This is a genomic window from Pseudoalteromonas sp. SG43-1 (assembly GCF_014164415.1).
GTDB lineage: Bacteria > Pseudomonadota > Gammaproteobacteria > Enterobacterales > Alteromonadaceae > Pseudoalteromonas > Pseudoalteromonas distincta.
Genome location: NZ_JACJFD010000004.1, coordinates 149151 through 160255, shown reverse-complemented (window position 1 = coordinate 160255; position 11105 = coordinate 149151). Strand labels below are relative to the sequence as shown.

10 protein-coding genes are annotated in these 11105 nt (G+C 39.0%); 3 read left to right on the top strand and 7 right to left on the bottom strand.

Annotation, left to right across the window (positions count from 1 at the left end; genetic code table 11):
- Nucleotides 1-374: 374 nt before the first annotated feature.
- From H5159_RS21180 to H5159_RS05570, 3 genes are all read left to right on the top strand, one after another.
- The gene (locus H5159_RS21180) at nt 375-1700 is read left to right on the top strand and encodes a PAS domain-containing methyl-accepting chemotaxis protein (RefSeq protein WP_182694117.1); all 1326 of its coding nucleotides are present in this window, start codon (nt 375-377) and stop codon (nt 1698-1700) included.
- 286 nt (nt 1701-1986) lie between these two features.
- Nucleotides 1987-3057 carry a hypothetical protein gene (locus tag H5159_RS05575; protein ID WP_182779907.1) on the top strand — a complete coding sequence of 357 codons (1071 nt, stop codon included), beginning with the start codon at nt 1987-1989 and terminating at the stop codon, nt 3055-3057.
- Between the two features lie 264 nt (nt 3058-3321).
- Entirely contained in the window at nt 3322-4383 is a 1062-nt protein-coding gene (locus tag H5159_RS05570; protein ID WP_182779905.1) for a hypothetical protein, read from the top strand.
- Nucleotides 4384-4465: 82 nt separating this feature from the next.
- Here the strand turns inward: H5159_RS05570 and ttcA are convergent, their stop codons facing one another.
- From ttcA to H5159_RS05535, 7 genes are all read right to left on the bottom strand, one after another.
- The gene (gene ttcA / locus H5159_RS05565) at nt 4466-5380 is read right to left on the bottom strand and encodes a tRNA 2-thiocytidine(32) synthetase TtcA (protein ID WP_002963067.1); all 915 of its coding nucleotides are present in this window, start codon (nt 5378-5380) and stop codon (nt 4466-4468) included.
- A 153-nt stretch (nt 5381-5533) separates the two neighbouring features.
- Nucleotides 5534-6466 carry a universal stress protein UspE gene (uspE, locus tag H5159_RS05560; protein WP_182716156.1) on the bottom strand — a complete coding sequence of 311 codons (933 nt, stop codon included), beginning with the start codon at nt 6464-6466 and terminating at the stop codon, nt 5534-5536.
- A gap of 103 nt (nt 6467-6569) precedes the next feature.
- A complete protein-coding gene (locus H5159_RS05555) occupies nt 6570-7307 on the bottom strand; it encodes an FNR family transcription factor (protein ID WP_002963069.1) in 738 nt (245 codons plus the stop codon).
- A gap of 70 nt (nt 7308-7377) precedes the next feature.
- Entirely contained in the window at nt 7378-8049 is a 672-nt protein-coding gene (locus tag H5159_RS05550) for a sulfite exporter TauE/SafE family protein (RefSeq protein WP_039490095.1), read from the bottom strand.
- Nucleotides 8042-8209: a cbb3-type cytochrome oxidase assembly protein CcoS gene (gene ccoS, locus H5159_RS05545; RefSeq protein WP_002963071.1), complete on the bottom strand. Its 168-nt coding sequence runs from the start codon at nt 8207-8209 to the stop codon at nt 8042-8044. Before ccoS ends, H5159_RS05550 begins: the two co-directional genes overlap by 8 nt.
- A complete protein-coding gene (locus H5159_RS05540) occupies nt 8206-10581 on the bottom strand; it encodes a heavy metal translocating P-type ATPase (protein ID WP_182779903.1) in 2376 nt (791 codons plus the stop codon). Before H5159_RS05540 ends, ccoS begins: the two co-directional genes overlap by 4 nt.
- An 8-nt stretch (nt 10582-10589) precedes the next feature.
- Complete coding sequence (locus H5159_RS05535; RefSeq protein ID WP_002963075.1) at nt 10590-11081, bottom strand: FixH family protein; 492 nt, start codon at nt 11079-11081, stop codon at nt 10590-10592.
- Nucleotides 11082-11105 lie beyond the last annotated feature (24 nt).

The following is an 11105-nucleotide window of genomic DNA, read 5'->3' as shown; positions in this document are numbered from 1 at the left end:
TTATTATAAATGTCTTCTATACTAAAATTAATTTTATATTGAATGTATTTGGGCGTGTTGATCTTTGGTGGGTGAATTTGCGGCAGTGTGTTTGGTTTTTAGGCAAGGCAGAGCCTAAGTAGTGTGGTATTTCCCATAAATAGGCGATAACGTAGTATAAATACCAAACATACGCTGCCCTTTGGGTTCTTTCTAGGGACGATTAACTCTTTGTTGCCTACATGGATGTAGGTAAGGGGCGTGAGCAGGACGCGGAAGCTTTGCTCGGTTTTTACTTAGCCCACTAGGTTACAAACCTCGCGCCGTGATTTAATCGCCCCTAGATTGAACAAATTTCAATCCACAAAGGTCAACACGCCCAATTAAGGATATTAATGTTTTTTTCTAAAAATAAGCAAAATGAAATAGCCTCTTTAAAAGCAGAACTCTATCCGTTACAACAAGTGTGGGAAGGGCTTTACCGAGAGATGTTAGTTGTTAATATTCTTTATGATGGGCGTATTTCGCACGCCAATGATAGGTTTTTAGAAAACTTAGGCTACAACGAAGACGATCTTACTAATAACTCTTTTGATGATTTTATTACTGAGTCATCTCGTCAATCTTCAGAATTTAAAAGCCTACAGCAAGCTATAAAAAAAGAAGGACATTGGGGCGGTGCATTACAAATTGCGCGCGGTGATGGTAAAGCTGAATGGTTACGTTTAATAGTACATCCTGTAAAAGGGGAGCAAGATCAGTTGCTCTACTTTTCTATATTCGGGAGTGTGCTTACAAAAACAATTACGGCTTCCCGCGAGCAAAGCGACACTATCAAAGCGATATATCGCTCTATGGCAGTAATTGAATTTGATTTAGAAGGCCATGTTTTAAAAGCAAATGAGCAGTTTTTATCAGCAATGGGTTATCAAGAAAGTGAATTAATAGGAAAACACCATCGCACATTTTGTGAAGCTTCAGAGTATAATTCCCAAGAGTATCAACAGTTTTGGGCTAAATTAAGAGAAGGACAGTTTATAGCGGAGCGCTTTAAGCGTGTTGATAAATACGGCAATGTTGTATGGTTAGAAGCGTCATATAACCCAATCTCAAATGACGCAAATGAGCTTTATAAAGTGATGAAGTTTGCCACAGTTATTACTGAACAAGTAAATCAAGAGATTGCGATATCTCAGGCTGCCGAAATTGCTTATAGCACCTCAACCCAAACTGATAAAAAAGCAGAGCAAGGCGCGAGCGTTATACAAGATACGGTTACAGTAATGACCGAGCTTGCTATTAACATGGAGCAAGCTGCAAGTGAAATTTCAGCGCTTGATCAGCAGTCGCAACAAATATCGAGTATTGTACAAAGTATTAGTAGTATTGCAGAGCAAACCAATTTGTTAGCATTAAATGCCGCAATTGAAGCGGCTAGAGCTGGCGAGCAAGGTCGAGGCTTTGCTGTGGTTGCAGACGAGGTTCGACTGCTTGCATCGCGTACATCAAAAGCAACAGAAGAAATAGTAGAAGTAGTACAGCGTAACCAATCACAAACCCAAAATACGGTGGCTGTAATAGAAAAAGGTAAAGAAAAAGCAGAGCAAGGTTTAGCACTATCTAAAGAGTCGGGTGATGTGATGCAGGAAATTCAGCAAGGCGCACAAGAAGTTGTAAATGCGATTGGGCAATTTACCAGTGAACTCAAAGCTAACGGCTAGATTAGTTACGTCCTTATTCTAAAGCGGGCACCTTTACCGGTACCCGCTCAACCTAACCCCCCTCAATATTACTCTCGAAACATCCCTGATAATTTTAAATTTAACAACTATTCTTTATTAACCCATTAAATAACAAGTAATAAGTTTCTTCACCCCTATAAATGATAATAAATTGTTGCATTTTTGTTCTTTGTTCCTAATACTGATGAACGCCAAGGCTGACAAGCCCTAGTATGAATACCTTAAATGATAATAAAATATTACGTACACAACATTAAGGAATTGTATGAACAACACTAAGCGCACACACACATTAATTAAACCAAGTCACCTAATTGGTGCTGGGCTTGCTATGCTAATGAGCTTTTCTGCTGCGAGTAAAGACTACAAAATTATATTAATTCACGGGTTACAAACTTCGCAAATAACCAATAAGCCGGGTAGTGATGTAATTAATGACGGTGAAACATATTGGCAATCGTACTGGAATAATCGTGCAGATGAGCGAATTGATTGGCCTGCTTATGAGCGAATTGAAGGTAAAATTGCTACCGATTGGGTGTGGCCAAAGTTAAAGCAAATTTCACGCTCTAATTTATGCAGTGATGGCTGTGTATTTGTAACACATTCAACAGGCGACTTAGTTGCACGCCATATTATTGATAACCAAGAAAACTGGTTAGAAAACGCAGGCTTACAGCCGCTTAATATTGTTGCGACGTTTGATTTAGCAGGCGCGGGTGGTGGAAGTGAGCTTGCAGATGTAGCCGTTAGTGCTTTAACTGGCGCATCATGGAACTTTGCGGTCGATGCAGCACTCAAATGGTGGCTAGGGAGCGATGTAACCGAAGCTGTTGGTGTATTACACGATTTAAAAGTGAATAATGCCCGTAAAATATCGCCATTTCCTGATGCACGTACACCTAGATTACGCTTTGTGGCAGATGGTAATGCGTATTTAGGTTTAACAGGTGGATTTTTAAAAGGTAATGATGATTCGGTTGTAGCATCGCACTCTTCATGTGGTGCAAGTTCGGCTGGCTCGTTTGGAAGTTGTAGCAGCAGTATTGATACAGATGGCCATTTAAAATCGCAAGGTGATGCTGTTAGTAGCTTTATGCCAAATCATTATCCAATGATGATGAGTGACAGTTATAGCCATAACGAAATACATAACGCGCAGCGTAAAGGTAATGTCACAATAGCCATGAATAACGTAAATGTTGAAGGTAATAACGTAGGGTTTAATACGTTTGATAAAACTACAGGTAGTTGGTTTTGGAAAAAACAATATCGTTATATTAGGGATTCAAATAATTTAAGTGCATCAGCACTTATTTATAATGTGATTCCATAACATAGAAGGCGTGTAGTTATACCAATCTGCATAAATCTTTGATCAATTTAACGAATTAAATTCCACTATAACGTCGTTAAAAATTTTTTATTTACGACTGCATGGATGCAGGAGGTAGAGCAATGCAGGGAGCAATTGCCGAGAACAACTAGATACAAAAATTTTTGCCTAGTTCTAGCGTAATTTTCTTAACGTTAAATAGACCCATATATAAGCAGATTGGTATTAAAAACTATACGCCTTATAAAAGATTGAAATATAAAAATGAAAAAATTTTATGTCGTTGCTTTAATTATTAGCACTATTTTATTCTCGCTATGGTTTACTGGTAAAAATGATGCTCATAAAGTTGCTGAGCCAATAAAACCACAGATTAAACACAGCGCGAACGCACCTGACTTATCGCCTGTAAAAGTGATCCCTATAGATGTGCCTAAAGCTAAAAAACCACAATCAAAAAAGCAAATTGCGTTTAATGAAGACCTAACAAAAGCAGCGCAGCAAGTGGTGATGCAATACGAAAGTGCACTTAAGTTTCCTCCTTATTCCCAACCTTTGAGTCCTTTAGATGAAGATCGATTAAAGCCAAATCAGTTTTATCCTGTGTCGAGCCCCATAGGTGAAAGCGGCGATGCTTTAACGGTAAGCCTCAAACAATATCGTTTTGTATATCCAGAAGAAATAACAATAAAGGTAAGCGCTCAAGGGCTTGGTAAAGTGGTCATTGAACTTGCAAATACTGATACAAAGGAAGTATTAAATACCCATACGGGCAATGCGCGTGAAGGTGAGGCAATTATTACATTTAAAGAAGATGAAGATTACCCTCGTAGTTTGCAAGTGTATGTGCAGGGCGATGTTGACGGCAAAAAAGTACCCGTAGTTGCGCAAATTCAATATATGCCGCCAAGTGCTACTTTGACAGGTTTTGAAATAGCTTATGCTCAAAATGAAAACATGATTATGCCAGCTAATTTAACGGTGATAAAAAGTGGTTTGTATCGTATTAGGGCGAATTTATATAGTGGTGATACACCACTTGCTCATTTGGTATCTAAGGAACGCTTAACACAAGGGAGCCAAACCGTAGACTTAAAAGCTCATTGGTCAGTATTACCTAAGGGCGTTACCGATATGCGCTTAAGTGACTTTGTAATAGAAAGAATGTCGCCAAGCCCAGGTGAGCGTAACAGCTTTGGGAATAGTGAAATAAGCCATTTTGATATAAACGATTTCTCGTACGACAGTTTACAGCAGTTGCCGTATCAGACTAATGCACAAGAAAAGTTAAGTTTAGAGTTTTTACAAGGCCTAGCTGAGAGTTAAAAAGACAACGTAAGGCTGAATTGGTAAATTTAAGGGGGTTGTACATAAATACAACCCCCTTAAATTTGTTAGCCTAGATATGTTAGCTTAAATTTATAGTAACTACACTTGGCGCTTCTTGTTCATCAAGCTCATTAGTAACAGGCACTTTAGGAATGTCTGGCTTATCAAGAGCTATATCGCCACCATCAATGACTTCACCGGTTTGTAAGTTTTTAAAATCAAACAAATCAGCATCAGCTAAGTGTGAAGGCACGACGTTTTGCATTGCTGTAAAAATACTCTCAATACGGCCTGGGTGCTCAGCATCCCATTTAGCGAGCATTGCTTTTGTATGTTTACGCTGTAGGTTTTCTTGCGAACCACATAGGTTACACGGAATAATTGGATAACCTTGTGCAAATGCGTATTGGCTTATATCGCTTTCTTTGCAGTATGCAAGTGGGCGAATAACCATATGCTCGCCGTTATCACTCATTAATTTAGCCGGCATACTTTTTAGTTTTCCACCGTAAAACATATTTAAAAACAACGTTTCAATCATGTCGTCACGATGGTGGCCAAGGGCTATTTTAGTTGCGCCTAACTCATTTGCTGTGCGGTATAAAATACCACGACGCAGTCGTGAGCAAAGTGAACAGGTTGTTTTACCTTCAGGAATAATGTCAGTAACAATGCTGTAGGTATCTTCTTCTACAATTTTGTATTCTACATTTAATTTATCAAGATACTGGGGTAAAACGTGCTCAGGAAACCCTGGTTGTTTTTGATCTAGGTTTACAACAACGAGATCAAACTTTATAGGTGCTACACGTTTTAAATGTTGAAGCATTTCAAGCATTGTGTAGCTGTCTTTGCCACCTGATAAACACACCATTATACGGTCACCTTCTTCAATCATATTGAAGTCCATAACGGCTTGACCAGTTTGGCGACGTAAACGCTTTTGTAGCTTATTTAAGTTAAATTGAGCTTTAGCTTGATCTGAGTGTGACAATTACGCCCCCTAGTAAAACAATACAGCAAAGTTATTTGCTAAAAATAAAGGGGCGTATTATACCCAAACCACCTGAATATGCGAGTTTAGGATGTAATTAAACACGGTATTTTTAGCAAGTAATATCCAGTTTGTTACTTGCTAAATTTTTAATTAATCTAGTTTCTTTGCCATCGGGCTTACGTAACCATCGGGCTTAAGTGCTAGTACATCGCAGTCAAGGCTATCAATTACATGCTCTGCTGTATTACCTACTAAAGCGGCACTTAAGCCTGTACGACCAACGGTACCAATAACAACTAATTCGCTATTTAACCGCTTAGCTACATCAGGGATTACATCCTCTGGTAGGCCTTCTTCAATAAAACATTGCTCTTGGCTTAAATTAAACTCAGCAGCAAGTGCATTGGTTGATTCAATGTGGTGTTTTTTAACTGATTCGTTATAAAGTCCAGGGTTAAACTCAGGAATTTCAATTGCTATATTTATGGGCGTTGCAGGATAAGCATTAACTAAATTAAGTTTTGCGTTGGCAAGTTCACATAAAAATTGTGCGTCTTTAATTACCCGTTTATTAAGTGCTACATGTTCTTCGTTTTCACTAACCGCATTCACAGCAGCTAAAATATTACCGTTTTCTGGCCATGCCATTTCTTTAACAAACAACACCGGGGCAGGGCATTTTCGTACTAAATGCCAGTCGGTAGGGGTGAAAATAACGGATTTAAGTGCACCATGTTGATGTGTGCCTTTAATTACTAAATCGTACTTTTGATCAATTACAGTATCGATTATGGCTTCATAAGGACGGTTATGCCAAACCACTTGGGTGTCAATATTTATATCTTTGTAAGGTGAAACCAAATCTTTAAGCCATAGCTGGCGATCTTTTAGTACGGCATCACGCATTGCTTCGCGTTCATCGCCAGATAGCATCGTTGTCATTTCATAAGAGAAGTCGTAAACCGTCATAAAGGCGGTAATACTTGCGCCAGATTTTTTGGCTAAGTCTATTGAACGTGATAAACCGTGTTGATCGTCTTTGGTAGGGTCAATAACCGCAATAATGCGTTTAATAGTGTTCATATGCTACTCCATTTGCCTAGCGGGTGTACAATTAGTGTAACGCAAATATAAAACAGTTAAAGGGGTAGCATATAAATTGTTGTTCTAAATCAAACTATTTAATTTAGCGAGGCTTAACGATTGCTGCCGTTTTAGCTAAGGCATCATTATCTAAAATTGTAATAAATTTACCTTCTACTTTTATTAAGTCGGCTTTTTGAAAACGGCTTAATAAACGGCTAATGGTCTCTACGGTAAGGCCTAAGTAGTTACCTATTTCACCGCGAGTCATGGTAAATCTAAATTCTTTGCGTGAAAAACCACGTTCACCAAAACGCTCTGATAAGTTATAAATAAAACTAGCTAAGCGTTCTTCTGCTGATTTTTTATTGAGTAATAACAGCATTTCTTGATCGTATGTAATTTCGCTGCTCATCAAGCGCATTATTTGTTGACGAAGTTTTGGTAATTTACCAGCAAGTTCGTCAAGGGTATCGAATGGTATTTCGCACACCATTGACGTTTCAAGTGCTTGTGAAAAACTCTGGTGCGCCATTTTACTTATCGCGTCAAAGCCTACTAAGTCACCCGCTAAATGAAACCCGGTTATTTGCTCATCACCTTGCTCTGATAATGTGTACGATTTAAATGAGCCAGAGCGTACAGCATAAATAGCCTGTAAAGGTGCGCCTGATTCGAATAGATAATCGCCTTTATGGAGTGGTTTTTTTCGCTCAATAATTTCGTCTAGCTTATCCATTTCTTGGCCATTGAGAGAAAATGGCAAGCACAATTGACTAATACTGCAGTTATTACAGCTAATAGCACAATTACCTTTAGCGCGACTTTGAGAGAAATCCATAATTTAATCCGTTTAAATTTTTATACACACGACTGCAAAATAACCATAAAAGGTTAATACTGCGAATAGGTTATTGTATCAGCTTGTCAGTTGCAATTATCAATAAGTAGATACCATACCAGATTATAACACTGCCCAATACAATTCGGGTCCAAGGGTGGTTAATAATACTATTTAGTTTTTGTGCGGTAACGCCTAACGTGATCATTGCGGGGAAAGTACCCAAAGCAAAACAAAGCATCACTAAAGCACCGTCTAGGGCACTTGGGCTAGTCATCGCCCATGTAAGTGCTGAGTAAACAAGTCCACATGGAAGCCATCCCCACAAAGCACCGTAACCTAGAGCTTTAAAAGGGGAGTTAATAGGCATTAAGTATTTATTTAGCTTAACAATGTGTTGCCACACTAAGGTTTTACCAATTTTTTCTAACCATTGCAACGTAGGACCCAGGCGCATTATATACACGCCGACTAGGAGCATAAAAATAGCTGCAATGAATGAAAGTGCTAAAGAAAAAGATGTGTTTTGCCTAGCAAATTGGCTGCTAATACCAGCAACAAGTGCACCTGCTGCCATGTAGCTCAGTGCACGCCCGGTATTATAGGCAAATGAATAGGTAAATGTTTTGCGTTTATCACTTGCCAGTTGTAATGAGCTTGCAATACCGCCGCACATGGCAATGCAATGACCGCTACCTATTAGCCCCATTAAAAATGCGCTGGTGTAAAGAGGATCAATCATTACTTTTGTTATGTTGCTCTTTGTCGTCTTCAAACAAAATACTATGACCTTGCTTATTTAAATCAGAAAACTGCTCACTTTTTACGGCCCAAAAGAAAACGCCTATAGCAATAATGACAAACAAAATGGCAATGGGGATCAAAATGTAAATTATGCTCATAACTTTAATAGCCTTAGTGAATTACTGATCACAATAATTGAGCTGGCAGACATGCCAATAACAGCCATCCACGGAGCGACTAAGCCCAGCGCTGCCAATGGTAATATGGACGCATTATACAATAAAGACAGCGCAAGGTTTTGCTTAATAATTCGTCTGGTTTGTTTTGCCACATTGAGTAAATGATCAATTGAAGCTAAATCGCTATTAAGGAGCACTACATCGGCGCTATTTTTTGATATGTCAGCACCGGTTTCCATTGCAATGGATAAATGCGCACTGGCAAATACAGGGCTGTCGTTTATGCCATCGCCGACCATTGCTACAACTTCGTTTTGTGACGCCCATTGTTCAACAGCTGTTTGTTTATCTTGTGGCGAACACCCAGATTGCACACTTTCAAGGTTGAGTTGCTTAGCTACTTTTTGCCCAGCATCTGATGCGTCACCGGTTAACATATGACACGTTAAATTTTGCGATTGAAGTGAGCCTATAAGCTTTTGAGCATCCTTTTTTACTTTATCAATAAAGTAAAAACGAGCAACAAGCTGCTTATTTATATACAAGCTTGCTTGTGCATTTGATTTTTTGCTATCAAACCAACCACTTTTACCAATAGCATAATGATTGTTTGCATCTTGTGCGCTAATTCCCAGACCTGGATGTACTTTAACGTTATCAAAATTGTGGTGAGCAGGGATAATTTCATCAAATGCGCTGGCGATAGGGTGCTCAGAATAACGCTCTAACATAGCTGCCATATCTAGCACTTGCGCTTTTGTGTATTGCTTATCGAGTATATCTACTTCATCAAGGCTAAATTTACCTTGAGTAAGTGTGCCTGTTTTATCAAAGGCAAATAACGTAATTTGTGAGAGTGTTTCGAGCACATGCGCTTGTTTTATTAATACGCCTTTACGGGTCAAGGTTGCAACCGCGCATGTAAGTGCGGTTGGTATGGCTAAACTCAGGGCACATGGGCAGGTAGCAACTAAAACCGAAATGGTGATCCAAAATGCGTGTTCAGGGTCAATTTGGTACCAGCCAATAGCTGTAAGTGAAGCAAATATAAGCAGGCACGCTATAAACCATTGCGCAACTTTATCTGTAATTTCAACCAGTTTAGGGCGTTTAGTTAATGCGTTGTGTTGCAAGCGGATAATTTGATTTAAAAGGGTATTTTGGCCAATTTTATTAATTTTTATTTCAATAACGCCGTCGTGGTTAACGCAACCGGCGTAGACATTGTGGCCGATAAATTTTGTAACGGGTTGGTGTTCGCCCGTCATCATTGATTCATCAACCGTAGTTTTACCCTTTATAAGCTCGCCGTCGGCAGGGATTGTTTCACCCGCTTTAATGAGTACTACGTCATTAAGTTTTAGTTTTTTGGCTGCAATTATAAGTTCTTCACCACTGTCGTTAATGGTGCGGGCTGTTAATGGCAATAATTTTTGTAAGTTGGCAGTAAATTCGCTCGCTTTTAAACGCGCTCTAAATTCAAGGTACTTACCTAATAAAAGTAAAAAGGTAAACATGCACACAGATTCAAAATATACTTCGCCGACTTGCATAAATGTGGCGTAACAACTTGCGCCAAACGCACCAAAAATAGCCAGCGATACGGGTAAATCCATATTGAGCTGTTTTGCTTTTAAGCCATTCATGGCGTTGGTTAAAAAGGGCAGTGCGCTATATAAAATAACCGGAGAGGCAAGTACTAAGCTGATCCATCTAAAATACTGCTCAAAATTGCTGTCCATCCCTGAGAACATGCCAAAGTACATGGCAAACGCAAACATCATAACTTGCATGGTCATTAAGCCTGCAACACCTAAGCGGCGAATATAGGCTTTGGCAGTTTGTTGCTTTTGTTGAGCTTCAATATCTGATTGAAATGGGTAGGCTTTATAACCAATTTTGGCTAAGGAAGTAATAATTTCGCTCAATGGGGTGCTGGTTTTATCCCATTGGATCATCGCGCGGTTGGTGGATGTATTTACATCAACCCGTTTTACAGTCTTTAAGTTTAAGAGTTGTTTTTCGATAAGCCATGCACACGCTGCGCAGGTTATACCTTCAACACTCAACAATACCTCTGAGATATTGTCGTTAGTAGCTATAAATTCGTCTTGAATATCTTCGTTGTCATAACTTTTTATAAATGCGAGTTGCTCAGGTACCAGTTGCTCAACCTTGCCTGCGCGAACAGTTCGGTATTTATAATAATCAGTCATACCTTGATCAACAATATTTTGCGCAACTGCTTGGCAGCCAATGCAACACATTGGCTGGGCTATATCGTAAATTATAACGTTTGCGCTAAATCCGTTTGGCACACTTTCAAGGCAATGAAAGCAAGAGTGAGACATAGTGATGATTACTTATAGTTAGGAGTAACTAAAACGGTTTCAGCCGTCGGTAGAACAATGTTTTCTTTGAGTTTCCAGCTGCCATCAATTGGCTCAATAAATACAGAGTATGCACCTGGTGTATACTTATCAAGTAATGCAGTAAATTCTTGATTGGCATTAGGTGTAAGTGTGGCCTCAAAGTCATGCGCTTTAATAGTACGGTGGTAAAACGAAAGTTTTAAAACATGCACGTTGCTACTGTCACCTTTTGTAAACTTAAAGCTTACACGCTCGTTGGTTACATTTAATTCGCCATGTAAGTAAAGTGCTTTTGCTTTTTCAAACTTAGTCAGTTCTAAGTTTATTGCTTTGCCTTTTTTGTAGTAGTCGTCAACAACCATATCTGGGCCGTTACCTATTGCCGTAATAAATAAGCTAATACAGCCAATAATGGCAACTAACGGAAAAAAGATTAAAAACCAAGGCCAAAAATTTTTATACCACGGAGTAGGTTGCATAGTGTCTCTAAAATTAGTTTAGGA

Excerpts from the sequence above, each read along its gene's own strand:
- H5159_RS05555 (WP_002963069.1), bottom strand. The coding sequence starts at position 7,307 with ATGGATTTCTCTCAAAGTCGCGCTAAAGGTAATTGTGCTATTAGCTGT.
- H5159_RS21180 (WP_182694117.1), top strand. The coding sequence starts at position 375 with ATGTTTTTTTCTAAAAATAAGCAAAATGAAATAGCCTCTTTAAAAGCA.
- ccoS (WP_002963071.1), bottom strand. The coding sequence starts at position 8,209 with ATGAGCATAATTTACATTTTGATCCCCATTGCCATTTTGTTTGTCATT.
- uspE (WP_182716156.1), bottom strand. The coding sequence starts at position 6,466 with ATGAACACTATTAAACGCATTATTGCGGTTATTGACCCTACCAAAGAC.
- H5159_RS05535 (WP_002963075.1), bottom strand. The coding sequence starts at position 11,081 with ATGCAACCTACTCCGTGGTATAAAAATTTTTGGCCTTGGTTTTTAATC.
- H5159_RS05575 (WP_182779907.1), top strand. The coding sequence starts at position 1,987 with ATGAACAACACTAAGCGCACACACACATTAATTAAACCAAGTCACCTA.
- H5159_RS05570 (WP_182779905.1), top strand. The coding sequence starts at position 3,322 with ATGAAAAAATTTTATGTCGTTGCTTTAATTATTAGCACTATTTTATTC.
- H5159_RS05540 (WP_182779903.1), bottom strand. The coding sequence starts at position 10,581 with ATGTCTCACTCTTGCTTTCATTGCCTTGAAAGTGTGCCAAACGGATTT.
- H5159_RS05550 (WP_039490095.1), bottom strand. The coding sequence starts at position 8,049 with ATGATTGATCCTCTTTACACCAGCGCATTTTTAATGGGGCTAATAGGT.